The 25,831-nt window shown below is 62.8% G+C and carries 25 protein-coding genes and 2 pseudogenes; 16 read left to right on the top strand and 11 right to left on the bottom strand.

Annotated features, from left to right (window positions below; translation table 11 throughout):
• Positions 1–70: 70 nt before the first annotated feature.
• The 3 genes from HCA61_RS03755 (at position 71) to HCA61_RS03745 (ending at position 2,623) form a co-directional block, all read left to right on the top strand.
• Positions 71–886: a hypothetical protein gene (locus HCA61_RS03755; protein WP_169686728.1), complete on the top strand. Its 816-nt coding sequence runs from the start codon at positions 71–73 to the stop codon at positions 884–886.
• Between the two features lie 306 nt (positions 887–1,192).
• Positions 1,193–2,101: a hypothetical protein gene (locus HCA61_RS03750; protein ID WP_169686726.1), complete on the top strand. Its 909-nt coding sequence runs from the start codon at positions 1,193–1,195 to the stop codon at positions 2,099–2,101.
• 36 nt (positions 2,102–2,137) lie between these two features.
• Entirely contained in the window at positions 2,138–2,623 is a 486-nt protein-coding gene (locus HCA61_RS03745; protein WP_169686724.1) for a hypothetical protein, read from the top strand.
• 139 nt (positions 2,624–2,762) lie between these two features.
• Here HCA61_RS03745 and HCA61_RS25950 read toward each other — a convergent pair whose 3' ends face one another.
• Positions 2,763–3,275 (bottom strand): hypothetical protein, encoded by a 513-nt coding sequence (locus HCA61_RS25950; RefSeq protein ID WP_206039508.1) that lies wholly within the window; start codon positions 3,273–3,275, stop codon positions 2,763–2,765.
• A 387-nt stretch (positions 3,276–3,662) separates the two neighbouring features.
• On the opposite strand from HCA61_RS25950, the gene HCA61_RS03735 reads away from it, so the two are divergent.
• Positions 3,663–4,160 carry a hypothetical protein gene (locus tag HCA61_RS03735; RefSeq protein ID WP_169686722.1) on the top strand — a complete coding sequence of 166 codons (498 nt, stop codon included), beginning with the start codon at positions 3,663–3,665 and terminating at the stop codon, positions 4,158–4,160.
• Between the two features lie 191 nt (positions 4,161–4,351).
• A pseudogene (locus HCA61_RS03730) lies at positions 4,352–5,772 on the top strand (IS3 family transposase).
• Positions 5,773–5,934: 162 nt separating this feature from the next.
• Here HCA61_RS03730 and HCA61_RS03725 read toward each other — a convergent pair.
• Positions 5,935–6,966 (bottom strand): NaeI family type II restriction endonuclease, encoded by a 1,032-nt coding sequence (locus HCA61_RS03725; RefSeq protein ID WP_346777477.1) that lies wholly within the window; start codon positions 6,964–6,966, stop codon positions 5,935–5,937.
• A gap of 117 nt (positions 6,967–7,083) precedes the next feature.
• Here HCA61_RS03725 and HCA61_RS03720 point away from each other — a divergent pair, with 117 nt between their 5' ends.
• Together HCA61_RS03720 and HCA61_RS03715 are read left to right on the top strand one after the other, a co-directional pair.
• Positions 7,084–7,320: a hypothetical protein gene (locus HCA61_RS03720; RefSeq protein WP_169686720.1), complete on the top strand. Its 237-nt coding sequence runs from the start codon at positions 7,084–7,086 to the stop codon at positions 7,318–7,320.
• A 62-nt stretch (positions 7,321–7,382) separates the two neighbouring features.
• Positions 7,383–7,712, top strand: a complete 330-nt coding sequence (locus tag HCA61_RS03715) for a hypothetical protein (protein WP_169686718.1) — start codon at positions 7,383–7,385, stop codon at positions 7,710–7,712.
• 17 nt (positions 7,713–7,729) lie between these two features.
• Here the strand turns inward: HCA61_RS03715 and HCA61_RS03710 are convergent, their stop codons facing one another.
• Positions 7,730–8,620, bottom strand: a complete 891-nt coding sequence (locus HCA61_RS03710; protein WP_346777476.1) for an NgoMIV family type II restriction endonuclease — start codon at positions 8,618–8,620, stop codon at positions 7,730–7,732.
• Between the two features lie 113 nt (positions 8,621–8,733).
• Between HCA61_RS03710 and HCA61_RS03705 the strand changes: the two genes are divergently transcribed.
• Positions 8,734–9,783, top strand: a complete 1,050-nt coding sequence (locus tag HCA61_RS03705) for a DNA cytosine methyltransferase (RefSeq protein ID WP_169686714.1) — start codon at positions 8,734–8,736, stop codon at positions 9,781–9,783.
• Between the two features lie 227 nt (positions 9,784–10,010).
• Here the strand turns inward: HCA61_RS03705 and HCA61_RS03700 are convergent, their stop codons facing one another.
• A complete protein-coding gene (locus HCA61_RS03700) occupies positions 10,011–10,694 on the bottom strand; it encodes a recombinase family protein (protein WP_346777481.1) in 684 nt (227 codons plus the stop codon).
• A 55-nt stretch (positions 10,695–10,749) separates the two neighbouring features.
• Complete coding sequence (locus HCA61_RS03695) at positions 10,750–11,004, bottom strand: recombinase family protein (RefSeq protein ID WP_206039507.1); 255 nt, start codon at positions 11,002–11,004, stop codon at positions 10,750–10,752.
• Between the two features lie 36 nt (positions 11,005–11,040).
• On the opposite strand from HCA61_RS03695, the pseudogene HCA61_RS03690 reads away from it, so the two are divergent.
• From HCA61_RS03690 to HCA61_RS03675, 4 genes and pseudogenes are all read left to right on the top strand, one after another.
• A pseudogene (locus HCA61_RS03690) lies at positions 11,041–11,235 on the top strand (MBL fold metallo-hydrolase); the annotation flags it as partial.
• 404 nt (positions 11,236–11,639) lie between these two features.
• Positions 11,640–12,665 carry a DoxX family protein gene (locus tag HCA61_RS03685; protein WP_206039506.1) on the top strand — a complete coding sequence of 342 codons (1,026 nt, stop codon included), beginning with the start codon at positions 11,640–11,642 and terminating at the stop codon, positions 12,663–12,665.
• Positions 12,666–12,843: 178 nt separating this feature from the next.
• The gene (locus tag HCA61_RS03680; RefSeq protein ID WP_169686877.1) at positions 12,844–15,135 is read left to right on the top strand and encodes an ATP-binding domain-containing protein; all 2,292 of its coding nucleotides are present in this window, start codon (positions 12,844–12,846) and stop codon (positions 15,133–15,135) included.
• A gap of 62 nt (positions 15,136–15,197) precedes the next feature.
• Positions 15,198–15,572 (top strand): DUF732 domain-containing protein, encoded by a 375-nt coding sequence (locus HCA61_RS03675; RefSeq protein ID WP_346777475.1) that lies wholly within the window; start codon positions 15,198–15,200, stop codon positions 15,570–15,572.
• Positions 15,573–15,574: 2 nt separating this feature from the next.
• On the opposite strand, the gene HCA61_RS03670 is transcribed toward HCA61_RS03675, so the two are convergent.
• The 3 genes from HCA61_RS03670 to uvrB all read right to left on the bottom strand — a co-directional run bounded on the left by HCA61_RS03670 (position 15,575) and on the right by uvrB (position 19,277).
• The gene (locus tag HCA61_RS03670) at positions 15,575–16,027 is read right to left on the bottom strand and encodes a universal stress protein (protein WP_169686706.1); all 453 of its coding nucleotides are present in this window, start codon (positions 16,025–16,027) and stop codon (positions 15,575–15,577) included.
• A 158-nt stretch (positions 16,028–16,185) separates the two neighbouring features.
• Positions 16,186–17,058 carry a hypothetical protein gene (locus HCA61_RS03665; RefSeq protein ID WP_169686704.1) on the bottom strand — a complete coding sequence of 291 codons (873 nt, stop codon included), beginning with the start codon at positions 17,056–17,058 and terminating at the stop codon, positions 16,186–16,188.
• Positions 17,059–17,117: 59 nt separating this feature from the next.
• A complete protein-coding gene (uvrB, locus tag HCA61_RS03660) occupies positions 17,118–19,277 on the bottom strand; it encodes an excinuclease ABC subunit UvrB (RefSeq protein ID WP_169686702.1) in 2,160 nt (719 codons plus the stop codon).
• A 93-nt stretch (positions 19,278–19,370) separates the two neighbouring features.
• Between uvrB and HCA61_RS03655 the strand changes: the two genes are divergently transcribed.
• The 3 genes from HCA61_RS03655 to HCA61_RS26130 all read left to right on the top strand — a co-directional run bounded on the left by HCA61_RS03655 (position 19,371) and on the right by HCA61_RS26130 (position 22,193).
• Positions 19,371–19,880 (top strand): DUF402 domain-containing protein, encoded by a 510-nt coding sequence (locus HCA61_RS03655; protein WP_169686700.1) that lies wholly within the window; start codon positions 19,371–19,373, stop codon positions 19,878–19,880.
• A 487-nt stretch (positions 19,881–20,367) separates the two neighbouring features.
• Positions 20,368–22,065, top strand: coding sequence for a sodium:solute symporter family protein (locus HCA61_RS03650; protein ID WP_169686698.1), 1,698 nt, complete (start codon positions 20,368–20,370; stop codon positions 22,063–22,065).
• Positions 22,062–22,193 (top strand): putative transporter small subunit, encoded by a 132-nt coding sequence (locus HCA61_RS26130; protein ID WP_240958888.1) that lies wholly within the window; start codon positions 22,062–22,064, stop codon positions 22,191–22,193. The genes HCA61_RS03650 and HCA61_RS26130 overlap by 4 nt, the downstream gene beginning before the upstream one ends.
• Positions 22,194–22,291: 98 nt before the next feature.
• Here the strand turns inward: HCA61_RS26130 and HCA61_RS03645 are convergent, their stop codons facing one another.
• The 3 genes from HCA61_RS03645 to coaE all read right to left on the bottom strand — a co-directional run bounded on the left by HCA61_RS03645 (position 22,292) and on the right by coaE (position 25,401).
• Complete coding sequence (locus HCA61_RS03645; protein WP_169686696.1) at positions 22,292–22,915, bottom strand: FMN reductase; 624 nt, start codon at positions 22,913–22,915, stop codon at positions 22,292–22,294.
• Positions 22,912–24,066, bottom strand: coding sequence for an LLM class flavin-dependent oxidoreductase (locus HCA61_RS03640; RefSeq protein WP_169686694.1), 1,155 nt, complete (start codon positions 24,064–24,066; stop codon positions 22,912–22,914). The genes HCA61_RS03645 and HCA61_RS03640 overlap by 4 nt, the downstream gene beginning before the upstream one ends.
• 117 nt (positions 24,067–24,183) lie before the next feature.
• Positions 24,184–25,401 (bottom strand): dephospho-CoA kinase, encoded by a 1,218-nt coding sequence (gene coaE, locus HCA61_RS03635; protein ID WP_247274430.1) that lies wholly within the window; start codon positions 25,399–25,401, stop codon positions 24,184–24,186.
• Positions 25,402–25,615: 214 nt separating this feature from the next.
• Here coaE and HCA61_RS03630 point away from each other — a divergent pair, with 214 nt between their 5' ends.
• A complete protein-coding gene (locus tag HCA61_RS03630; protein ID WP_169686690.1) occupies positions 25,616–25,828 on the top strand; it encodes a hypothetical protein in 213 nt (70 codons plus the stop codon).
• Positions 25,829–25,831 lie beyond the last annotated feature (3 nt).

Genomic DNA, 25,831 nt, shown 5'->3' with positions numbered 1-25,831 from the left:
CCCCGACTCACCAGGCTTCGAACTGGCTGTTCAACGGGCGTCCGATCTTCGCTTATGTTGCACTATCGACATGGGCGAGAACAACGTTGGTAAGGGGCTAAATGAAGCGGAGATCTCGGCGAAGTGGGCAGAGATCGCTCCGCTAATCGAGCGCGCGATGGAGCGCGTGGGTTCAAGAGACGAATTTCCGGTGAGCAAAGGCTCGTCGCTTTGCGGTGATGATAGAGCGAGCGATCCGTACCGCGTTTCGCATGCGGTGAGGCACTGTGTTACCGCCGGTGTGGACCATCTCCATGCGGCGAAGGTCCTCGTGAATGACGATCGGATCCTTCATATTGCCGCACCATTCTCTCTCGCCCGCGGTGCATTGGAAACCCTGTCCGCTGCGTATTGGATAGTGCACCCGACTTCTCGGGACTCTCGTATCGAGCGGACCCTGCGATGGCACGCCCAAAACTTTAAGGACAAGGACAGGGCCCTCGCCCCACTGTCGCAACCTGACTACACCCCGCTGGAGGGAAAGCTGTCGAAACTCGACGCTGTCGCGGATCGCCGTCCGGGAATCGTCACAACGGTCCGCAGCGGCTTCACCAGTACGGAGGTTGTCAAGTATGCAGACCAAAACGGCGTGAAAGCAAAGAGCGCGCTTCTTTGCTGGCGCCTGTGCTCGGGGTACGCACATGGTCGCCCCTGGGCTTACCTCGGGGCATCAGAAAGAGACATCTACGCAACGACCGAATCTTCAGTTGTCAACATCAAGATGACTGCGAGCTCGGGGACGGCCTTGCTTGTAGTCCTTGTCGGCCTGCACTTACTCGAAGACGTACTACGTACGTATAGCCAACGTGCGTCGGCCATGCTGGACCAAATCGTTGGTTTCAGCTGAGGCCGGACATGTCCGAGGCTTCCCCTACTTTGCACGTCATTGAGAGGGATCCGCTCGACTGGACCTAGAATCTGGCCTCCTCATACGGCGTGCCTCCACGTACTTGGGGGCCTTCTCTGTACCAGAGACGGCACAACGTAGGAACCTCTCGGGAAATCGCCCTTTTGCCCAGAACGCGCGTCTCAATGCCCGGACCACAATGGCACAAGTTGTAGTCACTTGGTTCCTCGACCCGCTGACCGTAATGTTCCGCATACCCGAGAGCACCTAACAGCCCCGGACACACCGATCGTGACGAGGAGCAGCGTGGCCGACCGGAAGACGAAGTGTCGTAGGGTGTCGTTCTATCAGATCGTGAAGCAAGAGGACGGCGATTCTTTCCCTGGGCTCAACTGGCAGCAGGTACTAGCACGGATCACTCCGAGCACCGCAACCCATACGCTGAACAACCGGGATATTCGAGGCGAAGTTTTTCAGCTGGGACAGCACCGCTATCTAGAGTTAGATGTGGAACGCGACCTCGCTCCTCGGCAACGCGACCGGTCCAGCAACAAACGTGCTCCCCTCCTCACAAATGGGGACTCGTGGGAAGTCATTGAGGAATCCTTCGTTGCGTTCTTTGAACATAACGTGGTTGGAATGGTCAGTTCGAACCAGTCCGCGCCAAGCCATGCCGCTCTGGCCGGATGGCTGAATCGAACAGTTCAGCCGCAGGAGCGGTATTACGCCAAGCCAATCGTGTCTCGGGAGATGTATCACCGACTGTCGGAGATGCGGGGTGTCTCGCTCGCAACTTTTGCCCTCAAGCCAAGCAACGCGTCGGGCCAAGCATCAGGACTACTCGGTTCAATGCTCGGAGCCGTTGAAGGTATAGGGCCAGGTGTCCGCGTCGAGCTTCGCGTCGTTGCAGGCAAGAGCAGGGACAAGCCAGAGAGCCGTCGCCTACTAGAGGAAACCCTGGAGATCAACGGGCTCCTTCGGGAAGGAAACCCATTCGGTATTGAGAAGGCTGTCGTCAACGGCATCCCCGCAAACGGCGGATCTGTTGAGCCAATCAACCTCATCGAACAGCGCCTCACCATGGATCGTGAAGTCCTGATCGCAAAGGAGGAGGGCAAGGGGCTTGATGAGACCTCCGCCATCGACGCGATCCGCGAAGCAGAGGATCACCTGCGCGATCAGCTTCACGCTGCTATCGGAGTACCGGTTTCCTGACAGACCACTCCGCAATACTGTCAGTGGAGGTGCTTGGTGCGTTCGTTCGTTCGTTTACTTGAACTGCCAGTTCTCGACTGGCTGGCGTCTGCCACACTAACGGCCGCCACCGCGTGGGCGCTTGTACGTGCGGGTGCCGTCCCTGACGGTAGCAACGTGGCAGGCGCGATGTTCGCCGGTGCCACCGTATTCGGGACTATGGCTGGATTTCTTAGCGCCGCACTGCTGTTCACCGCAGGCATCGACAACCCGACTATGAAGACGGTGCGCAGGAAACACGGTTCGGAGTTGAACGACACTCTGCTGGGAGCTACTTTCGTCCTGCTGCTAGCCGCATTGGGCAGCGCCGTTTGCGGTGTGTACGCCGACGGCTGGGGCTCCCGTGTATTTGTCCTGTTCCTCACTATCCTGGCGATCGCGAAGCTCACAAGGGCGGGAATAGTCACACGAGGAGTGTTGGCCACTGTCGTTCAAGCAGCACACACACTCGAACCGAGTCAAAAGCAGACGCCTGTGCCGTAGCGACCTGCACCTTCTCCCTCCACCTGCGCCGAGTGGCCGCGTCCGGGATCTTCGGCTCGCCAACCAGCTGAGGTGCTCTTAGCCGCGATCAGCGATGACCCGAGCCGCAACTCGAACGCTTGACGCGTGCATCGGCGGACTAGCGAATCCTTACAAGGCCCCAGTCACTCTCCTCCTCGTTCAGGAGGTAGGGCCCGGACACTATCGCCACCGAGCATGAACAATGCCTTGTCCACGTCGCGGGACACCACTTGAAACCAGCGGTGCTGTTCACTGACTCGGTTAGTTCGCACATGGTCACCATGAACCTGCTGCAGAAGCCGTTGGGGCTTGAATATCCGAGGATACGGAGCTCGTCGACTGCGCGGCGGTCGTACACCGCCATTCTGTCGGACGCCCCGGCAGTGAGCAGCGTTGACGCAATCGCAGCGCCCTGTCTGCATCCCAGGAGCGTGAGCAGCGCGCTACGCGCAGCGCCAGCAGCCTCGGGAATCGACCTGGAAGCGTCCCGCGCAAGATCGAATGCACCACCGGTGACTGCCCGCCCGTCGCGGTCTGACCACTCGTTAAGCTCACGGCTCCAAATGGTGCTTAGGTTCAGCCTCTTCCAGAGCATCAACGAGCCGATGTCTGCCTTACCGATCGAACCCATCCGCTCTGCTCGGCCCTGAACCTCGGACAGAATCTCATCGTAAGGCGAGCCGCTTTCCGGGCTCGGGTAACGCCTGTGCGCTTCAGTCAGAACATCGATGAGAGGCTTCTCAGGACGGGGGCATCATGCCGGAAGCATACGCACGGCACCTACCAGAGACGCTGGCCCGCTCCATCTCAAGTCGGACCCGGCACAAGTCTTCAATTCCCGCACTGTTCGGTCTCTGACATCGCACAGTTCCAGCTCAGACGGCCTCCCCCGCAGGGCCGTGGACTGAAACCCCAGGCCTCAACGACGCGAGCGGAAGAGCGGCGGCCAGGATCGCGCCAACAGGAGGAGAGACCGTACGCCCGGCGCCGTCAGTTGACTGTGTGGCACGATCCTGCGGTGGGCACCTCCGTGGATCTTAAGATTGTCCGTTCAGTCGACGTTTGCAGCTATACCTGGGTATGGGTGGGGTTGCATCAAGACATAGCCGTTGCTTTCCTCTCTGCTAACCGCACCTCAGCCGAGGAGGACTGGGACGAGCACGCGACTATCAGCTACTTGTATTCCAAGCTCAAAGGGTACAAGATCGGAAGAGAGCTTCTTCGTCGAGCGCAATCGGACTTGCTGCGAGACAACCTTGTCTTGTTCAGGAGTGGCGTCGCGACACCCCACGGCCGGGATGCAGTGGCAGATTTTGACCTTGATATCTCACCTCGCGTGAAACGTCAGCGGCTGAACGCGGAGCACCGCCTGCAACGGTGGAACCGAATGCAACCATCTGCACGTGGTGAGCGACCCAGGGCAATTCAGGAAGACTTAGACGCCGCGAAGGCAGAGACTGACGGTGCGCGCATTCTCGACCAGCTCGCCGTAGCGCTTGGCTACGTGACGAAGTAGCAGTCCATGTTGCTTGATAAGCGCGCAGCAACCCTTACGAGATCACTCTCCCCAGCAACGAGTCGCCCGTGCCCTGCGTGTCAGGGTGAGTTGAGTCCACTGCTTCACAGCAACCCCGCCTGCAGGGCGAGATACGGATCAACCCGACTATGACGATTTCCAGACTGGCCACGGCCGGGGAGAATACCCGCATGGACCCCTCACATCCGCGTTCCGACGGCCCGCGCCGGCGTACGTTCACCCCGGCAGACAAACTCGCGCACCTGGCCGCGTACGAGCAGGCCTGCGAGACGAACGAGGGTGGGGCGTATCTGCGGCGTGAGGGTTTGTATTCGTCGCTCATCAGTGAGTGGCGCAAGCAACGCGATGCGGGCGTGCTCGAGGGCAAGCAGCCCGGCACAAAGGTCGGCAAGCTCACCGCCGAGCAGGCCGAGATCGCGCGCCTCAAACGAGAGTTGGATCGGGCCAACAAGCGGCTCGAGACGACCGAGACAGCCCTGTCGATCATGGGAAAAGCGCATGCGCTCTTGGAATCTCTCTCCGAGAGCGCGGACACCGACGAGCCGCGCAAGAAACGTTGATGGCGGCCCATCACGAACTCACTGCCGCCGGTGTGACCACCAGGGAAGCAACAACATGGACTTCGGTAACGCGGTCGACTGCTGCACGGGACAAGAAACACCGGATGGAACCGGCGCCGACCACCGCTGCGATGAAGAAGGCGCCGGCGAACAAGCTCACCAGGGAAGAACGCCACGCCGTGCTGTCCATGCTCAACTGCGACCGATTCGTCGACCAGGCTCCGCTCGAGGTCTACGCGACGCTCCTCGACGAGGGCACCTACCTGTGTTCGATATCGACGATGTACCGGATCCTGCGCGAGAACACGCAGGTCAAAGACAGACGCCGCCAGGCCCGACATCCCGCCCGGGCATGCCCGGAACTGGTGGCCACCGCACCGCGGCAGGTCTACACCTGGGACATTACGAAACTGCCCGGCCCGGCCCGCGGGGTCTATTACGACGCCTACGTGATGATCGACATCTACTCCCGCTACATCGTAGGAGTGCATGTGCAGACCCGCGAGTCCGGCATCCTCGCAGCGGAGTTCATGACAGAAATCTTTGCAGTGCATGGGGTTCCAGATGTGGTGCACGCGGATCGGGGTACGTCGATGACCAGCAAGCAGGTTTCGACCCTGCTCGCCGACCTCGAGGTGGTCCGTTCGCATTCGCGACCGAAGGTTTCCAACGACAACCCGTATTCCGAGTCGCTGTTCAAGACCCTCAAGTACGGACCCGAGTTCCCCGAACGCTTCGGGTCCCTCTACCACGCGCGCGAGTTCATGGCTTCGTTCGTTCACTGGTACAACCACGAACACCGCCACACCGGCATCGGCCTGCACACCCCGGCCGACGTCCACTTCGGGTTGGCCTCGCAGAAGGCTGCCGAACGCTCCACCGTGCTCGACCAGGCCCGACGGAGTCACCCTGAGCGATTCTGCACCTCGAAACGAGGACCGAAGATCCTCGACCTGCCTTCCGAAGCCTGGATCAACAATCCCGCCACCAGCGACGGCCTCGAAACCATGACGGATCAAGCCGCCGCGTAACACCTGCTGGACTCAATCACCTTGACAAGTTCCGCATCGCCGCAAACCGGACCCTTACACAGTGCGAGAAATCAAGGTGCGTCTCAAGCGCGGTGGGAAGCGAGCCCCGTGAGTCAAGGCAGTCGCGACCAAGCTTGTGGCTACCTGACGCTCACCGACCTCTCAGGCTTGTTCGCTGCCCTTTCCTCGCGGTAGAACGGGAGCCGGTACTACTGGGTCATCGGCGTGAGCAAGCGTCCAGCCGATGCCTTCGACAGTCGCTACCGCAGCAGAAGATCCAGGTTGGGCACGGACCACACGTGCTGAAACCAGTTCGCCCTTACGCGGTACGGGCAGGCCAAGCGCACGCGCCACTAACGGATCGTTGTCCTGATGACCAAGTACGAGAATCCCTTCCGCTCGAAGCTTGTCTCGGGCTCCCCGCGCGCGTTTCATAGAATCGTCTTGTTGAGCCACCGTAGCTACCTCCGCCCTACGGATGATCTGTCCCTGTACGCTGCGGAACAGTTCGTTTGTACGAGCCTGCCCGTGATGGCTTCCCCAAGGGGCGCGGGCGCTGAAAATTCGGTCCCGCGTTCCAGCATCCAGGTTCAGAAAGAGGTTGGGTGCCAACCTTCCATGTGCTGGCCAGAGCCACCGGATACGGTTGCGTCCAGCAGCCGACAAGGTTCCCTTTTGGTCGCGATTGCGACCCACGTTGAGATGCTCGGTCTCGACACGAACAATCCCAGCTCGCCAAGCCGCCTTTGAATCGTCGGCGGTTATCAGCAAGGCTACGTGCCCGATAACCTCCGGAGGCAACGTCCACCCGCCCGACCTCATCGAATACTTGCAGTCGACCTCGATACCCGCGATGCGGTAGTCGGTAGCATCGCCGTCTTCGAACCCGAACTCGCGGTGAAGATTGATCTCCACCAGCGTGCCCATGTGGGTTTTCTCAGTCTTGTGCAGCTGGTCGAAACTCCATCGCCCGGTGTGTTGACCGTCGTACAGCTGATCGAGCGTGTCACGCAGTACCGATGCAACCCGGTCCCCGGTGGGATCCAGGCGAAGAAGTTCGGCTTCTACAGCGTCTAGACCTGGGTCTTCACCATGTGGCGGCGCCACGTCCGTCAAGGCGTCCATACCTACCTCGCTTTGAAAATCGACGAGGAAAAGAGACACCAAATCCAGAAGACTTTCCCGCCGACTCACCGGTGAGAGCAGAAATGGCGCCAAGGTCACAGGGCGGAGAAATCGTGCGTGCGGCCTGGCACATACGAGGCCATCCCCAAAGACCTGAAGGCAACGCAACGCGGTTACGGTCTTTGTATGACAGAGGACGGTGGAGACATCCAGTGGCTCGAAGGCAAGGGCGGCGACCGGCTGGGCGTCCAGACCGTTGTACGTAATGGCGAGCAGTTCGTCCGGGTGATCTTTCCCGACGGTAGGGACAGACTGATCTCTCAAAAGGACGCGGCTGCCGTCGTCGCCATGCTGATGACGGGCGTGTCGTTCACGGACATCACCGGGGCCGATGGGTTCACTGCCTCCCCCGAGGACTTCTGAATCCCAGTGCTTCACGGGCACGTGCGAGACTGTCTGTGCAGGTCAGCGAAGAAAGGGGCTATGTGAGCGACCTCGACGATTACCGCCAGGCTATGGAGTTCGGCCAGCACGAGTACGCCGACGTGCTGGCCCTCCTTGAAGAACGGGGCTACCGCGCCGAGTTCGCCCAGACCGGTGGGATGTGCGCCGCCATCAAACTCGACCTCAACCCAGACAGGTTCGCCCTGATCGTGGACTGTGACGGCCCCCTGTCCTGGGAGCGCAGCGACCATCAGGGCTGGACTGTGGCAATCTACGACGTCGCGGATACCTCCGAGGAGATCGCACTCGAATCGACGGACGACGGATCATTGGAGGCTCTGGCACCACTTCTGCCCCCGACTACTGACTGATTCGTCTGAAGTCGGCGTCAGTTTGCTCCGTCAGGCGCATCTGCGGACGGAGAGTAGTTCCATGCGGTGAGACGCTGCACTTCTGCAACGAGGTCTTCGTATGGGCGCACTCGCCGTTGAGCAACCATACGCAGAAGGACCTTCCGCGGCGACCAACCCTTCGGGCCGCGCTTTCGATCAATTGCATCCGTAGCCTCCAACAGCTCCGGCAAAGCTAGGTGGTACACGCAGTCGACTGCTCCCGACCCGTACGCCAGGTACTTCAACATGGCCGGTCGAGGCTCCATCGTTACCACCGCGTAGTGAGGCATGTGGCCTCGACGAAGACTGACGAGCTTCGAGCCCTGCGAAACGCAGTCCTGCGCTCTGTCGGTCCGCAGCGACCATTTCGACGAAAGCGCGACCAGGAGTCTGTCCGCAGGTTCCGGTGGGGCCAGTGCTACATCAATCTTGAGGAACGATTCCTCAGGCATCATCTCTTGAAGCTGCGTTACGAGCTCATGGTCTCTCTCCGAGGCAGTCTTGGCTTTCAGCAATCGAGTGCGTACCGGCTTCAACTCCGGCGACTCCGGAAGTTCAGCGAGGATCTTGTCCAGTTCGCCAGCGGGTCCCTTGTAGTTCTTGGTGAAGGTCTTGAAGACATTCAAGTGTTTGTACTGCTCGAACTCGATAGCCGACCGCGATTGTGCTACGACCAGGTCCGGGCGCACCTTGCTCAGATGGTCTGCGACCTTCTGTTCCATTGCTGACCCTATGTCCTCAACCCCAGGGGTTCCCTTCGGTACGCCTAGTGCCTCAAACAGTGCATGCCCCAGTTCGATCGACCCCTTGTCATTGTTGTCCGAAGTCGAAGGGTTTCCATTGGTGGGTCGATACCCGCACAGTTCGGCGGCGAAGGGCGCAGTCACATCCGTCGACTGTGCCAGTGATCCCTGTCGCACCGCGACAGCGACACGCCGAACATGTCAGAGGGTCAGGGCAACATGCGTCGTACGATCGGATCGATCTCGGAAGGTGGCCAATGTCGGTTATTCGTACGCTGGACCTGTTCGCAGGAGCTGGCGGCCTGTCCCTCGGCTTTGAGCAGGCTGACTTGGGCTTCGAGCCCGTCCATGCTGTTGAGATTGACTCAGCTGCCGCACGCACGTACAAGCGGCACTTCGGATGCCCCGTCTACGACGGACCTATCGAAGATCTCGAACGCTTTGAGACCGCCGACGTGATACTTGGCGGTCCCCCTTGCCAGGGCTTCTCGCCTCTTGGACGAGACCGCGATGACACATCCAGAGCCCAGTTGAACGAACTGTGGCAGCACTACCTGCGTGCGGTGCACCAGGTGAAGCCTCGGGCGTTTGTCATTGAGAACGTCCCTGAGTTTCAAAAGAGCGCACAGTTCGCTCGGCTTCTGGAACTGATGGAAACCGACCCGGATCTGAGTAGGTACGGGTACGCATACGGCGTATTGAACGCCGCCGACTACGGCGTTCCTCAGCGTCGTCGACGGGGAATCTTCGTCGCTGTCCGCGATCGAGCCGAGGTGCCTTGGCCACCTCCACCGACGCATGGACCCGAAGCAGTGAGCAAGACGCCTTATGTCACTGTGCGCGATGCAGTCGCTGATCTCCCCCTAACCACTGCCCGGACAGAGATCGAGTTCGTCGAAGGCCGCCAGGATCTTCACATCGGGCGAAACGCGCGCCCGACCAGCCTCGCTCGCTACCAAGCCATCCCTGAGGGCGGTAACCGCTTTGACCTCGCGCGTAACCGCCCGGATCTGCTTCCTAACTGCTGGGCCAACAAGCCAACTGGGACGACTGATGTCATGGGGCGGTTGTGGTGGGACCGTCCATCCGTCACTATCCGCACCGAGTTTTTTAAGCCGGAGAAGGGGCGATACCTTCACCCGGTAGCCGACCGGCCAATCACTCATCGCGAGGCTGCCCGCCTGCAGTCATTCCCGGACACGTTCGAGTTTGAAGGCAAGAAGATTGAGGTTGCCCGACAGATTGGTAATGCCGTTCCTCCCCGACTCGCTCAAGCCCTGGCCAGACACCTGAAATCGTTGCTCTAGTTTGCCGAGGTGGACGGTTGTGCCAGGCAGGCATTGACCACCAATCTGCGCTCCTCGTCGAGCAGCGTTCCTCCGCGGCTCTGCAGGGCACGTTGTCGAGTTCGACTCCCTCGGCGTTGCGACCTTGTTCGGTGCATGCTCGGCGAGGGACGGACCGCGCGATATACGTCGCTCGGAAGGTCGCTCTCTCCCTAGGCGCGTGCAAGCGTAGCTACGGTCGGACCGCATCACTCACGAGTAAGGGTGTGAGCTAGTCCTCGGGCGGTCCGAACTGCGGCGGCATCCTGGCCAGCAAGGACGGCCTGCACGGAGGAAGTCGACCATTGCGTCTTGCCTCGGGCAGTGGGGATTCCGTCTGCGGTCAAACCTTCAGCGATTGCTCGAAGACTCCTGCGCTCTTCCCGTTCGGTGACGATTCGGGATACCACCTCGCGGTGTAGTACCGACGGGCGGCCCAGTCGTATCCCTTGGGCCTTCTTGGCGGCGAGCGCGTCTCGGGTGCGCTGAGCGATCATGTCGCGCTCCAGCTCGGTGACGCCGATCATCACTCGCGTCTGAAAGCGTGCCGCGGGCGTCGTCATGTCCACGGTTCCGTCGCACGAGTAGACATTCCAGCCTTGTTCCTCAGCATCTGCGATGAGGTTCACGGCGTACCGGAAGTTACGGGCAAGGCGGTCGAGTTTCGCGACAACGAGTGTTCCTGCCACATCCGACTGCACTGCTTCAAGAGCGGCCGCCAGCCCTGGACGTTGCGCGGCCGACTTCGTTCCGCTGATGCCTTCATCCGAATACCAAGCGGTAACGGTCCACCCGTGGCGATCCACCTCGGCAGTGATGGCGGCGCGCTGGGCGTCGAGGCCTGCGCCGGACTCAGTTTGTTCGTCAGTGCTCACCCGGATATAGGCAACCACTCGGTCAGCAGGGGCTGCGCTCTTGCGGCGACGAGGACTTGTCACAAGTTCCACTTTACGGTAAATGGTCGAATTCCCCACGCTCGGCAGCCGCCATCAGCTCAGCGTAGCCCGGACGGAACTTGCCCTTGAGCGCCGAAATATCGTTGTCCGAGTAGCAGGCCACAACCTTCCAGCCGCGGGAGGCAGCAAGCGCCTCGCAATCCTCTTGCTGCCGGGACACGCCATTCTGCAGGCCCTTCGGATCCTCAGAGATTCGGGTGTAGATCGCAGCCCTCATGGGCGTCGCCTCGGTCATCTTAACGCCCATGAACTGCCCTTTCGTCACAGCTATGTTACCCCCTAAGGCGACTCGCTGTTCCCCGGTGGGATCGGAAAGACCGCCGACACAGAGAAGTTCACTTCACTGCTCGACGATGTCGAGGCGAAGCTCTTCGGACGGTTCGGTGACGACACGGTGATCTACCCCGGCCACGGCAAGGACACCACGCTCGGAGCCGAGCGTCCGCATCTGCAACAGTGGCGTGAGCGCGGCTGGTGACGTCGCAGGGGTAGCCTCCGAGACGATCACCGCCGGACATCCTGAGTCGACCCGTCTGCCCGATCCCGGATCCTGCAGGAGCACAACCGCATACGCACATATCGGTGCCAGCACTCCACCTCCGCGCGTTCACGGAAGCGCAACGCGTGTCTCCCGCCTGTCCATCCGTGTCGCTTCATCGATTCGAGGATGACCGGCGGGAGACGCGGACCGGGATCATGAGCGAGGCCGTCGGGGGGCGGCGAGTAGTCACCCACCGACATTTGTTCGATATATTCTGCGATTCCGTCCTATCCGAAATTCGGTGAGAGCACATCCGGCAGCAAGATCTCGCATACTTCCGACCCGATCCGGGTACACATGGCAGGGTCTGAAACAAGCGACCGCGGAGAAAGAGGCTGCACATGATCGTCCGAAGGATTGCTCGCCCGATGCTCGCATCCATCTTCATCGCAGGAGGAGTCGATGCCCTGCGCAATCCCACCCCGAAGGCCACCGCGGCCCAGACAGGGCTGGACCAGATGCTCGGCGTCGCACCCGATTCGGTGACCGACCGGCTACCCAGCAATCCGGAGACCTTGGTGCAGATCAACGCCGCGGTCCAGATCGGAGCCGGCGCGCTTCTCGCCATCGGCAAGTGGCCCCGGATCTCTGCCCTGGCCTTGGCAGGCTCCGTTGTCCCGACCACCATCGCCGGCCACGATTTCTGGAATTACGACGACCCAGCCGCACGCGCCCAGCACCGCACACAGTTCCTCAAGAACGTTGGTCTACTCGGTGGACTGCTCCTCGCATCCGTCGATACCGAAGGCAAGCCGTCACTCGGCTGGCGAGGCAGGCGCGCCGCGCGTCATGCCCAGGAAGCCGTTGTGGCAGCCTTGCCCGGATCGACGTCGGACCATGCGACCGGCGACGCCCTGCACACTGTTTCCGAGCGAGTGAAATCGCTCACCGATGACGCGAGCCAGCAGGGAAGCGCTCTCCTCGAGAAGGCCAAGGAACGTGCACCCGAACTCGCCGAGGTAGCGCGCGAGCGCGGAACGGAGATCCTGGGGGTTGCCCGTGAGCGAGGTCCTGAGCTCGCCTCGGTCGCGCGTGAACGCGGCGCCGAGCTTATCGACGCAGCCAGGGAGCACACCCCTGAGCTCACGGACGCCGCAAAGGATCGCAGCAGCGAACTGCTCGAACGTGCACGAAACCGCGCCCCCGGGTACGCCGAGGTCGCGCGTCGGCGCGGCTCGAAATTGTGGGAGACAACCCGCGATCGAGGGACCGAACTGGCGCATCTGGCCGAGGAACGAACCTCGGAACTGAACGCGAAAGCGCTCGAGAACGCGCACCGGGCACAAGCACGCGCGGAGAAGGCGCGGACGAAGGCAGAGAAAGCGCGAGCGAAGGCCGAGAAGACGCTTCAGAAGAAACTCGGATAGCGACCGGAGCCTCGGCTGACACACCGAGATTTCTGCACACCGGCGCCCGCCGAACTAGACTCCTTGGACACTTTCCTCGACGTGCCTGCGCGTTCGAATCGTTCCAACCCGAGGAGTTCATGTGCCGGATGATGGCGCGCCCCATCCCGACCTCGAGCACGAGCAGCGCTACCTGTCGATGTTGTACACACACCTCGACGCGCTGCGGGAGTACACCGGCACGCGCTTGAAGCGAGTGCTACTGGAGACGGGCGGCACCCCCCAGGCGCGTAGCGAGCGTGAATCGTTCACCCAGATGTACACCGAGGATCTCGCCAAGTACGACGCGGCCGAACACGGACTGTGTTTCGGCCGCGTCGACGTCCGTGAATCAGCACACAACGGCGATCCGGACGGTGACAGCAAGAGCATAGAAGCGCGGTACGTCGGACGCATCGGCATCCTCGACGAGGACAACGACTACGAATCGTTGTTGCTCGACTGGCGCGCTCCTCTCGCCAGACCCTTCTATCTGGCCACACCCGCAGCACCGGAGGGGGTGGTACTGCGCCGACACATCCGCAGCCGCAACCGCACCGTGAGTGCCCTCAACGACGAGTACCTCGACCTCGACACTGCACGCGAGCACGCGAGCGTCAGCTCCGCAGGTGGCATGGCCGGTGAGTCTGCGCTCCTCGACGCGCTCAACGCAGCCCGCACGGGGCAGATGCACGACATCGTCGCGACCATTCAATCGGAACAGGACGCGATCATCCGCTCCGAGCACAAGAGCGTGCTCGTGGTTCAAGGCGGGCCCGGCACCGGCAAGACCGCGGTCGCTCTGCATCGCGCCGCCTATCTTCTGTACACCTACCGCAAACAACTCGCCAAGAGTGGTGTGCTCATCGTCGGGCCCAACTCGACGTTCCTCGACTACATCGGTCAGGTGCTTCCGTCCCTCGGCGAAACCGGCGTGCTGCTGTCCACTGTCGGCGACCTCTATCCCGGGGTCACGGCCACCCTCGACGACGGCTTCGAGGCCGGTGCGATCAAAGGCTCCCTCGACATGGTGGACATCCTGAAGACGGCGGTCCGCGACCGGCAGGAAGTGCCACCGAAGCCCGTGCCCCTCACCTTCGACACCTATCGACTCACGCTCGACCGCAAGATCGTCACGCGCGCCCGAGGCCGCGCGCGGTCGTCCCGTCGCCCCCACAATCTGGCACGGCCCATCTTCGTCTCCGCTGTCATCGAAGCGCTCGCCGATCAGATGGCGGAGCTCATCGGAGCGGATCTCGTCAATGGCGGTAATCTCCTGAGCCGCGACGACATCGACGACATCCGCTCGGAGATGCGGTCCGATCCCCACATCGTGACCGCAATCGATGCACTGTGGCCGACACTGTCACCGCAACGCGTGCTGTCAGACCTGCTGGCGTCGAAGAAGCGTCTGACCACAGCCGCCCCCGGTCTCACCGAAGCGCAGATCGACGCCCTCCATCGCCCAGGTCCGCACGCCGGTTTCAGTGCCGCGGACGCGCCATTGCTCGACGAGCTCGCCGAACTGCTGGGCATCGACGATGCGGCAGAACGCGAAGGGGCCGCCAAACGGTGGCGAAGGCAGATCGCCGACGCCCAAGGTGCATTGGACATCCTCACCGGTTCGGCGCCACAGGATCTGGAGGACGAACTCGATCCCGAACTGTTGATGGCATACGACCTGATCGATGCGTCGCAACTCGCCGAGCGTCAGGATATGAAGCAGCACCGGACCACGGCCGAGCGAGCGGCGGGTGACCGCACCTGGACCTACGGGCACATGATCGTCGATGAGGCGCAGGAACTGTCGGCCATGGCGTGGCGCATGCTGATGCGCCGGATCCCGAACCGGTGGATGACCCTGGTGGGAGACACCGCTCAAACAGGTGACCCTGCCGGAACCTCGTCGTGGCACCGCATCCTGGAGCCCTACGTGAAGAACCGGTGGCGCAAGGCAGAGCTGACGGTCAACTATCGGACACCCGCCGAGATCATGCGAATCGCGCACGACGTGCTCGCCGAGATCGATCCCGACCAGGTTCCGCCTCGCTCGGTGCGCGATTCCGGATTCGAGCCCTGGGCACGCCAAGTCGATCGGAATCACCTCGTCGACGTGGTCCGCGAGGCCCTCGATGCCGAGGTCGGCCCCGGCCTCACGGCGGTGATCGTTCCGCCGCGCCTGGTGCACGAATGGGCGCACCTGGCCTCGGAGTCGGTGCGGGTGGCAACCGTCAAGGATGTGAAGGGACTCGAATTCGATTCAGTGGTGCTCGTCGAGCCGGCCGAGATCCAGGAGGAATCTCCGCGCGGACTCAACGACCTGTATGTGGCGTTGACGCGCGCGACCCAGCGCCTCGGGGTGGTCCACACTGCACCACTCCCACAGGTACTCGGCGGGCTCGCGACCTCGGTCGGGGCGAGTGACGCGGCGGAGAATCCGGCGCCGTGCTGATCCGTGGGCGATCGTCGCCCCGGGAGGTCGGCCGTCGAGTAGCTCGGCCGATGGTGCTGGCGGTGCTGGGGGGGTTCGTCGCCGCGGCGGCCTCGTGTGCCGACTCCCCCGATCACGTGGAACACGCACACGCCGCCGCCACGACCTCGACGACGACTGCCCGTCCGGAGCAGAAGGCGCCGTTACTCGATGCGCATGCCCTTCGGTTCAAGAATGCGTTGGCCGACTCCGGGTTGGCAGCCGGCGTACCCGACGAGACACTGCTCGCCGTGGGCCGAGGGGTGTGCAGTCGACTGGCATCCGGCGCTCCGGAGGACGAGGTGATCGGGATGGTCCGACCGATCGCGGCGTATGCCGCGACGGTCTCGGAGACGACGATGCCGGGCGACGACGCCGCCCGGCATTACATCATGATCACGCGCGAGAAGTTCTGCTGACGTCAGCGCACTGTGTGCACGATCAACACGTCGGAGGTGGACTTGCGGGCAACGTCCGACGGCACCGACCCGAGAAGGCGACCGGTCAGAGTGTTGAGTCCGCGATTGCCGATGACGACGAGGTCTGCTTCGACCTCTTCGATGAGGGTCAGCAGGGAGTCGACGGGCGCGCCCACGATCGGCCGCTCGACGACGTCCTTCGCACCCGCTACCGTCGCCTTCTCCCGAGCGGTGCGGAGGATGTCGTAGGTCGGTGCGGACCCGGTGACCTGGTACGCCTCGTCGCGGAGGACGTCGGCCGCCTGGGCGGTATCACGGGCGTCAACAGGGTAGTACGCGCATGCGATCACCAGTTTGGCCCCGGCGTCCGCAGCGAGAGCAGCTGCCTTCTCCACGGCGCGGTACGACGACTCCGAGCCGTCGGTGCCGACGACAATGGTCCGGTAAGCGGTCATTCAGTCCTCCATCGATGATGTGTCGGCGCGGTGGCCGATCGGTGGCGACGGATCGAACAGGCGATCCCCCACACCTGATGCTGGCAAAGACACTAGCGGTCGCGGGGATACAGGTGGGGTGTTTGGGGTGGACACCTCATCCGCCCCCATTGTGTGTGTTACCTCGCGTCACCGAAACGTGGTCCGAACATGCCTCCGGGGAGCGGCCCGCCATCGGCGATCGTGTCGCGCCACGGTACGGCAAGGTCGAGCAGCCGCTCGACCACCTCCTCACCGGCTGCCGCCCACGGCGCAACCCCGAGATCGTCGGTGAGGTCCTCGACCAGCTCACGCACTTCGAATCCGTCGCCAGTCAACGCACCTGCGCGGTCGAGCAGTCCCGCCTCACGCAAGGCGGACTCGGCCCCGTCCCATTCTTCGGCGGTCCAGCCTCTGTTCGCCTTCACGAATTCTGCGGTGAAACCGATCCCGCTGGCGGTGTGTGTGACGAGCGCGTCGAGTCCCGTGAGCCCGGCGCCCAGCAACACTGCGACGTGTCCGTCCCCACGGTATTCACGAAGCAGGGTCAACGCGTGCCAGAACACCAGGTGCGGCGCCTCCGGCCACGGCTGATCGGCGTACCCGGCGTAGAGTGCCCTGCCGTCGACGCCGGGGATCGACCGGGCAATGGTCGCAGCCAACTCCGCGGCCTCGACCATCTCCGGTGAAGCGATGACATCCGCTCCGAGCCACCGGGTCATCGCGGCATCCACTCCACGTACGCGAGCGGCATACACCGCGGACGGTGCGGCGATCTCCCATGCCGCGGGCAACGCCGCGCCGATCAGTCGCGGCGCGAAGTTGTAGAAGGTGGCGGTCGCAACAGCCGGCCCGACCGTGCCCATCGGCGCGACCCGCGACGCCACATACTTCATCGCAGAGCCCTTCAGCCCGAGCTCCCCCAGCTCCGAATGCACTTCCGGAGCGAAATACGTGAACGAATGAAGGAGCTCGAGGGCGCGAGCGGCGCGACCGGCGGCAGCAGAATCCATGAATCGGGACACTACGGCACCCGGCGGCGCGACCCGGACGTGATTACCGTCGGGGGTGATTACTGGAGTCCAGCGGCGTCCATACCTCGCAACTCCTTCTTGAGATCCGAGATTTCGTCGCGTAGACGGGCGGCGAGCTCGAACTGCAGGTCGCGAGCCGCTTGCATCATCTGGTCGGTCAGTTGCTGTACGAGATCGGCGAGTTCCGCGCGAGGCATCGATTTCGCGTCGCGACCCTCGACCACACCTGCACTGCCGGTCCTGCCCGATTCGCCTGCGGCCCGGCGGCCGCGGCTGGCGTTGCGGCCCGACCCGCCCACCTCGATCTTCTCGGAGTCCTCGGCCTCCTCGTAGACCTGATCGAGGATATCGGCGATCTTCTTGCGCAACGGTTGCGGATCGATACCGTGCTCGACGTTGTACGCGATCTGCTTCTCACGGCGCCGTTCGGTTTCGTCGATGGCGCGCGCCATCGAGTCGGTGATCTTGTCGGCGTACATGTGAACTTCGCCGGAAACGTTGCGGGCCGCACGACCGATCGTCTGGATCAGCGACCGGGTCGAGCGGAGGAAACCTTCCTTGTCAGCGTCGAGGATCGCCACGAGCGACACCTCGGGAAGATCGAGACCTTCTCGAAGAAGGTTGATGCCGATGAGGACGTCGTATTCCCCGAGTCGGAGTTGGCGGAGCAGTTCCACGCGCCGCAGGGTGTCGATATCGGAGTGCAGGTACCGTACGCGCACCCCGAGCTCGAGAAGGTAGTCGGTGAGGTCCTCGGCCATCTTCTTCGTCAGAGTGGTCACGAGAACGCGTTCGTCGCGCTCGACACGCCCCCTGATCTCGTGCAGAAGATCATCGATCTGCCCCTTCGTGGGTTTGACGACAACCTTCGGGTCCACGAGCCCGGTGGGACGAATGACCTGTTCGACGAACTCGCCGCCGGCCTGCCCGAGTTCGTACTCGCCGGGGGTCGCCGACAGATACACGGTCTGGCCGATCCGTTCGGAGAATTCCTCCCAGGTCAGGGGACGATTGTCGACGGCGGACGGAAGCCGGAACCCGAACTCGACGAGGTTGCGCTTGCGCGACATGTCGCCCTCGTACATCGCGCCGATCTGCGGCACTGTCACATGGGACTCGTCGATGACCAGCAAGAAGTCTTCGGGAAAGTAATCGATGAGGGTGGCGGGCGCAGACCCCGGACCGCGCCCGTCGATGTGTCGCGAGTAGTTCTCGATGCCCGAGCAGAAGCCGACCTGACGAATCATCTCGAGATCGTATTGTGTGCGCATCCGAAGCCGTTGCGCCTCGAGGAGCTTTCCGCGGTTCTCGAGATCGGCGAGACGCTCCTCGAGTTCGGATTCGATCGAGTTCACGGCGCGTTCCATGCGTTCGGGACCCGCCACGTAGTGCGTTGCGGGGAAGATGCGTAGCGAATCCACCTTGCGGATCACGTCGCCGGTGAGCGGATGCAGGTAATAGAGGGCGTCGATCTCATCACCGAAGAACTCGATGCGGACTGCGAGCTCTTCGTAAGCAGGGATGATATCGACGGTGTCGCCCTTCACGCGGAAAGATCCGCGCGTGAATGCCATGTCGTTGCGCGTGTACTGCACGTCGACCAGCAGACGGAGCAGGGCGTCACGGGGTACTTCGACACCGACCTCCAGCTGCACCGACCGGTCGAGATAGGACTGCGGCGTGCCGAGTCCGTAGATGCACGAGACGGACGCAACGACCACGACATCGCGCCGCGAGAGCAGCGCCGAGGTGGCGGAGTGCCGCAATCGTTCGACGTCGTCGTTGATGGACGAGTCCTTCTCGATGTAGGTGTCGGTCTGGGCGATGTACGCCTCGGGTTGGTAGTAGTCGTAGTAGGACACGAAGTACTCGACCGCATTGTGGGGAAGCATCTCGCGCAGCTCGTTGGCGAGCTGCGCGGCGAGAGTCTTGTTCGGTGCCATCACCAGGGTGGGGCGCTGCACCCGCTCGATCAGCCACGCGGTGGTCGCGGACTTACCGGTGCCCGTGGCACCGAGGAGTACTACGTCCTTCTCCCCCGACTTCAGGCGGCGCTCCAGTTCGTCGATGGCGACGGGCTGGTCGCCCGCGGGCTCGTACTCGCTGACCACTTCGAAACGTGCGTCGGTGCGCTCGATCTCTCCGACCGGGCGGAACTCGGAATGGGCAACAACAGGATGCTCGCTTGCGAACGCCATGCGATCCAGGGTAGGCGCTGCCACCGACAATTCCGGCACCACCGAGCACACGGTCCCGCACTGGCCGGCAACAGGTCGCGGTAGCGTGCCCACATGGCGCACCGTCTTCATCCGATCAAGGTGGAACGATTCGACGTGACCGCCCGGACCAACACCGACCCGAAGGGCACAGTGCGACCGGTCGAGTGTTTCCGAGTGCTTCCGTGGGGCTTGTACATGGCCCGAACCGCAGATCATGTCCAGTTCGACTACCTCGAATCCTGGCTGTTGCCCTCTCTGCATCTGCGAGCATCGATCTTCCACTTCCGGCCCGGACACGAACGCGATCAGGACCGCTACGTCGACGTCGGAGCCTTCTGGCGCGACGGTGACGTCTGGCATTCACGCGACCACTACCTCGATCTGGTGGTTTCGACGGGGCGCAGCACCCGTGTCGAAGACATCGACGAGTTGTTCGCGGCCGTGGCAGCCGGTGTGCTCGACACCGACGATGCCGAGCGAGCGGTCGCCACCACTGTCGCGGCGGTCGACGGAATCGCCTCCCACGGTCATGATCTGGACGCGTGGCTCACCGCCCAGGGCTTTCCTGTCGAATGGCGCTGAAACGATTCGATGCGCACAATGAACCGTTCACACGCATTCTCGCGCGATATCGCTGGGCATAACATCCGAAAACCCCTGGAAATCGCATAATTCGACAGCCGCGACGAGACCCACGCAAATATCTGCAGACCCCGCATGTTACTGTTTCGCGGTCAGCGAGCATTTGCATCACACGTGAAAAATCTCCGGACGAACGACCGGAGGGCAATCGGTGCCGGCAGAGCGAGGAAACCCCTTCCTGCCGGCACGCGTGGCGCCGAAACACTTTCTCGAGCGCGCAGCAGCACCGCTGCTGTCCCGTTGACGTGCGCCCACAAATGGGCGTTGACCAGCAGGATACGTGCCCCGCGTGTCCGGAGCGGGCCGCGGCAGCGTCGCATCCCCTGGCCGTACGGGTATACCGTCCGCCCACCGGTGGATAGCCGAAACCGATTTCGAGTCGCACTGTGCCCGCGCCGGGCACCATGTCGATACGAAGGAGGTTGCATTGAACAGCACCGAGCTCGTTCAGTTCAGTGCCGTGACAGTTGTTCTGTTGCTTGTCTTATTCTATGGTGGAACTTTTATCATTTCGGCCCGGATCGGCAAAAAAGAAGAAAATGCCGACGGGTACATGACTGCCGGAAACAAAATTGGATTCGGCGTCTCGGCCGCGAGTATGACGGCCACGTGGATCTGGGCGTCCTCGCTCTACGCGTCCGCAACCTCGGGATATACCTACGGAATCTCCGGTCCTATCCACTACGGACTTTGGGGCGCGTTGATGATTCTGTTCATCTACCCCTTCGGCAAGAGGATCCGCGCGGTCGCACCCAAGGCACACACCCTGGCCGAGGTGATGTACGCTCGACACGGCGCGTCGAGCCAGTTGATGCTCGCCGGATCGAATGTGGTGGGCAGCCTCATCAGTCTGATGTCGAACTTCATCGCGGGCGGCGTCCTCATCTCGATGCTTTCGCCGTTCTCGTTCGTCCAGGGCATCGTGTTCATCGCAGCCGGCGTGCTCCTGTACACGCTGTGGTCGGGGTTCCGAGCGTCGGTACTCACCGACTTCGTCCAAGTGGTGGCGATGCTCGGAGCAGTTGTGGTGATCATCCCGGCCGTCTTCTTCATCACAGGATTCCCCGGCGCCTTCGAGACAGGTGCGAGCAACCTCAGCGAGCAGCAGAGCAATTTCTTCTCCAGCGACGCGTTCCTCAACCAGGGTGCCCCCTATATCGCAGCGGTGCTCGCCTATGCGATCGGAAACCAGACCATCGCACAGCGTCTGTTCGCGGTACGTGAAGACCTGATCAAGCCCACGTTCATCACCGCAACCGTGGGTTACGGCGCGACGGTCATCGGCGTCGGAATGTTCGGTGTCCTCGCGCTGTACCTCGGGATCGACCCGATGGACGGGGACGTCAACAACATCATTCCGCAGATGGTCGCCTCGTATCTACCGACGGTCCTGGTGGTGCTGTTCTTCGTCATGATCATCGGGGCACTCTCGTCGACGGCGGATTCCGATCTCGCCGCCCTTTCGTCGATCATGATGGCCGATGTGTACGGCCAGAACATCGCCGGCGGCAAGAAGCACGCCGACCCCCAGCGCATGCTGTTCGTAGGTCGGGCCACGATGGTGCTTGCCACCGCGGCAGCAGTCGGATTCGCCAGTATGCGCCTGAACATCCTCGACCTGCTGGTGTTCGTCGGCGCGCTGTGGGGCGCACTCGTCTTTCCCGTGATCGCCAGCTTCTACTGGGGCAAGGTCACCAACAAGGCGTTCACCACCTCGGTGGTGCTCGCACTCGCCTTGTTCCTTCCGGTGCGATTCGAGTGGATCGCGATGGACGGCGCGGTCGGCTACCTCGTCGATGTCGTCTCGGTCGTCGGCGTAGGCGTGATCGCCGGGTTGATGGCATTCGGCTTCTTCGGACTGCGGGTCGCGCAGATCGTGGGCGTCGTGGCCGCGCTGATCGCCGCTCCGTTCTCGATCGGCTTCCTGCACGACTACGCGGTCCTCAGCGCGTCGCTGGTGGCGTACGCGGTGAGCACGGTGGCGTGCTGGGCAATGTCGGTGAACAGCAAGGAAGAGTTCGATTTCGATGTCATCGCACAGCGTGTCGGCGATTTCGACCCCGCGGAGGCCAACTCCGACGAGGATCCCGACAACGACCCGACCCTGACGAAGGACCGCGCATGAGTACCGTTGCCCTGACCATCTACGTCCTGATCTGGCCGCTTCTGGTGGCGCTGGTGTTACTCGTTCTCGGCCGCGGCTTCGCCAAGGAATGGCTCGAATCCCGGCGGAACGGTGAGGATCTGGTCTGATCCACCTTCGTGGCGCATCCGACTCGGCCCGCAGGAACGACACTGCCGTCGTCCTGCGGGCCGAGTCACTCAAGGGCCTAGTCACGCAAGGACAGTGGTCACTTCAGATGAGACCCGAGCAACGCTTCGAATGCCGAACCGCTCCTGTCCTCCGACACACCGGACGCGGTGTTGCCGGTCACCATCATCGCCGCGAGTTCGTCGGCGGCTCGGCAGATACGTCGCGGCAGTCCGTCCTCACCCCGGTTCGCCCCGCCCCCGAAATCTTCGGTGGCGGCAAAGATTCCCGTAGGCACCACGACCGCGCCCAGGAACGCGAACAACGGGCGCATCGCGTGGTCGAGCACGAGCGAGTGCCGTGCACTGCCCGCGGTGGCCGCGATGATCGTCGGCGTGCCGCGCAGCACATCGGGGTCGAGGGCGTCGAAGAACATCTTGAACAGTCCGCTGTAGCTTGCGGTGAACACCGGGGTCACAGCGATGAGCCCGTCCGCGCGTGACACGCGTTCACGGATGTCGGCCAGCGCGGATGTCGCCACCTGCGTGCTCATCATGGTTGCAAGGTCTCCGGCAACGTCACGCAGTTCGACGATATCGACGTCCAGCGATTCACCGCGCGCCTCGATCGCGGCGATCACCGCGCCGGAGATCCGATCGGACAGCAGTCGGGTGGACGACGGTTGCGACAGCCCCCCGGTGACCACGATCACGCGGCGAGTCACTTCGACGCTCCCGTGGTCGACGCTCCGGTGGTCTCCGTGTCGATCGTGGCGGGCACGACGAGCCGATGCGGCGAGTCCGGTCCGGCCGCCAGCAAGGAGGCATGGGTCGGCGGATCCGAAGGCACGTGCGCCGGACGGCGACGCTCGAACTCGGTACGCAGCACCGGAACCACCTCGCGACCCAGGATCTCGATCTGTTCGAGAACGACATCGAGCGGCAGACCCGCATGGTCCATGAGGAAGAGTTGACGCTGGTAGTCTCCGGCGTAGTCGGCGAATCCGAGGGTACGCTCGATGACCTGCTCGGGCGTACCGACCGTCAGCGGCGTCATCGTACCGAACTCCTCGAGCGACGGTCCGTGCCCGTACACGGGTGCGTTGTCGAAGTACGGCCGGAAGCGGCTCTTGGCCTCAGCTTCGGTGTCGGCCATGAACACCTGTCCCCCGAGCCCGACGATTGCCTGCTCCGCGGCGCCGTGCCCGTACTGCTCGAATCGGGTGCGGTAGAGCGAGATCATCTGCTGGATGTATTCCCTGTTCCAGAAGATGTTGTTGTGGAAGAACCCGTCGCCGTAGAAGGCGGCCTGCTCGGCGATCTCGGGTGAGCGGATCGATCCGTGCCAGACGAAGGGCGGGATGCCGTCGAGGGGCATCGGTGTGGAGGTATAGCCGTGCAGCGGGGTGCGGAACTTGCCGTCCCAGTCGACGACCTTCTCACGCCACAGGCGGCGCAGCAGGTGATAGTTCTCGATCGCAAGGGGGATGCCCTGCCGGATGTCCTTGCCGAACCACGGGTAGACCGGCCCTGTGTTGCCGCGTCCCATCATCAGATCGACGCGCCCGCCGGAGAGGTGTTGCAACATCGCGTAGTCTTCGGCGATCTTGACCGGATCGTTGGTGGTGATGAGGGTCGTCGCTGTCGAGAGGACCAGGTTCTCGGTCCTGGCTGCAACCCAGCCGAGCATCGTCGTCGGAGAGGACGGCACGAAGGGCGGATTGTGGTGCTCGCCGGTGGCGAAGACATCGAGCCCGACCTCTTCGGCCTTGAGAGCGATCTTCGTCATGGCGACGATGCGGTCGTGTTCGGTGGGTACCTGCCCCGTCGTGGGATCGCGGGTCACGTCTCCGATGGTGAAAATCCCGAATTGCATGCCCCGAACCTCCGTTAGATCGTTGAACAGTCAACTACCTTAACGGTCCGCTTCGGCGGTTTGTTCCCTGACTGCGTTCGCTCGGCGCGACGACCTGCCTCGTCGATGCCTAAGGTACTAGATCGACCAGCCGGTTGCGTCAGCCCAATCCGACGCCCGGCGGTAAGCCCGGTCGAACCACGGCTCCTTGATTTCTCGGTACACCGCCGCGGCACGCAGGGGATCGGGCTCGTCGGCAGCCGACCGCGCCGCTGCGCGCTTGACTTCCGCATACTCCTGAGCGGCCTCCGCGTCGGCCCGCAACCAATCTCGCAGAAGCAAGGAGAACCGTTGCCCGGGCCACCCTTCAACTCTCAGCGCCACCCGCGCGGGGCGGCCGGGATCGGCACTACCGTGCAACCTCATCGACCACACTGCGGGATCGGTCTCACCGCTCGCACTGTAGGACGGCTTCGGGGTGTCATGGTCGATCTGCTCGATCCGCGGGAAGCCCGCCGCCGCGAGCGGCTCGAGCAATGCATCGGCGTCCGCGAGATCGGCGACGGTGACCTGAAGATCGAGCATGTCCACCGCGTCGAGTTCGGGCACCGCGGTCGATCCCACGTGGTCGATGCGCACCGCAAGCCCACCACACGCGAGAGCCAGTCGCGCTACGAGACGCCGGGCCTCCGGCTCCCATCGAGCCTGTGCCGGTTCGAGAACCGGCTCGGCCGACACGGCTGTGCGGGTGCGGAGGTTCTCCTCGAACGGCACCAGTCGCTGCTCCCACAGCTGTCGGACCACCTCGACAACGGCGTCGGGCTCACCGGTGTTGTCGAGCCAGATGTCGGCAACTTCACGACGCTGCTCTTCTGTGGCCTGCGCGCGGATCCGGGCCTTCGCATCGGATTCGGGCATACCCCGCAGCGTCACGAGGCGACGCAGGCGTTCCTGCTCACCGGCATGCACGACCGCGACGAGGTGGAACGAGGGGGCCATGGAACCTTCGACGAGCAGCGGAATATCCTGCACGACAATCGCATCGTCTGCGGCTTCCTCGACGAGTTCGACCGTACGACGACCGACCCGGGGGTGCGTGATCGCATTGAGCACCGCGCGCGCTTCGTCGGTCACGAACGCTTTCTCCGCCAGCACCGGGCGATTCAAAGAACCGTCCGGAAGCAGGATCTCGTCGCCGAACGCATCGACGAGTTCTTCGAGCCCCTCCGATCCCGGCGCCACGATTTCCCGCGCGATCACGTCGGCGTCGACGAGAACCGCTCCGAGTGCAACAAGCTCCCTCGCCACGGTCGACTTCCCCGCGCCGATGCCTCCGGTCAACCCCATTCGCAACACGTCGCCCAGTCTTGCATCACCGACCGTGATACCGGAACTCGGGCTGCCGCAGTCACATCGCGGTCACGAGCGGGTCACAGGCCGATCGCGACTGATCCACCGCGAGTGAAACACGCCTCTCACCTGCGCCAAATGCAGCATTCGCGTCTCTCGGTCGGATATCGTCGTCCAGAAGCGTCCGACCACGGAGTCCAGTCCACTCGAGAAGGCAAGAATGCGATCCTCCCAGTCATCACCCGGTCGGCATCGCCTCGGTATGGAAAACGGTGTTCACTGCATCCTCATCCCCGAGGTGGCCGCCGCACTCACAGAGCACCGACGCAATTGGTTCACGATGCTCCTGACCAACGCGCGCCACAGCCAGGCCGCCATTCGTAAGCGCGCAACCGGACTGCCTGCCCAGTGGGCGACACCCGCTGTGGGCTGATCA

The sequence above is a fragment of the Rhodococcus sp. HNM0563 genome, from assembly GCF_012726195.1.
Lineage (GTDB): Bacteria > Actinomycetota > Actinomycetes > Mycobacteriales > Mycobacteriaceae > Rhodococcus.
This window is presented reverse-complemented; position numbering and strand designations above follow the sequence as displayed.

Coding starts and splice junctions, on each gene's coding strand:
- HCA61_RS03755 (WP_169686728.1), top strand. CDS start 71: ATGGGCGAGAACAACGTTGGTAAGGGGCTAAATGAAGCGGAGATCTCG.
- HCA61_RS25950 (WP_206039508.1), bottom strand. CDS start 3,275: ATGGGTTCGATCGGTAAGGCAGACATCGGCTCGTTGATGCTCTGGAAG.
- HCA61_RS03720 (WP_169686720.1), top strand. CDS start 7,084: ATGACAGAGGACGGTGGAGACATCCAGTGGCTCGAAGGCAAGGGCGGC.
- HCA61_RS03705 (WP_169686714.1), top strand. CDS start 8,734: ATGTCGGTTATTCGTACGCTGGACCTGTTCGCAGGAGCTGGCGGCCTG.
- HCA61_RS03695 (WP_206039507.1), bottom strand. CDS start 11,004: ATGGGCGTTAAGATGACCGAGGCGACGCCCATGAGGGCTGCGATCTAC.
- HCA61_RS03685 (WP_206039506.1), top strand. CDS start 11,640: ATGATCGTCCGAAGGATTGCTCGCCCGATGCTCGCATCCATCTTCATC.
- HCA61_RS03680 (WP_169686877.1), top strand. CDS start 12,844: ATGTTGTACACACACCTCGACGCGCTGCGGGAGTACACCGGCACGCGC.
- HCA61_RS03670 (WP_169686706.1), bottom strand. CDS start 16,027: ATGACCGCTTACCGGACCATTGTCGTCGGCACCGACGGCTCGGAGTCG.
- HCA61_RS03665 (WP_169686704.1), bottom strand. CDS start 17,058: ATGGATTCTGCTGCCGCCGGTCGCGCCGCTCGCGCCCTCGAGCTCCTT.
- uvrB (WP_169686702.1), bottom strand. CDS start 19,277: ATGGCGTTCGCAAGCGAGCATCCTGTTGTTGCCCATTCCGAGTTCCGC.
- HCA61_RS03655 (WP_169686700.1), top strand. CDS start 19,371: ATGGCGCACCGTCTTCATCCGATCAAGGTGGAACGATTCGACGTGACC.
- HCA61_RS26130 (WP_240958888.1), top strand. CDS start 22,062: ATGAGTACCGTTGCCCTGACCATCTACGTCCTGATCTGGCCGCTTCTG.
- HCA61_RS03640 (WP_169686694.1), bottom strand. CDS start 24,066: ATGCAATTCGGGATTTTCACCATCGGAGACGTGACCCGCGATCCCACG.
- HCA61_RS03630 (WP_169686690.1), top strand. CDS start 25,616: ATGCGATCCTCCCAGTCATCACCCGGTCGGCATCGCCTCGGTATGGAA.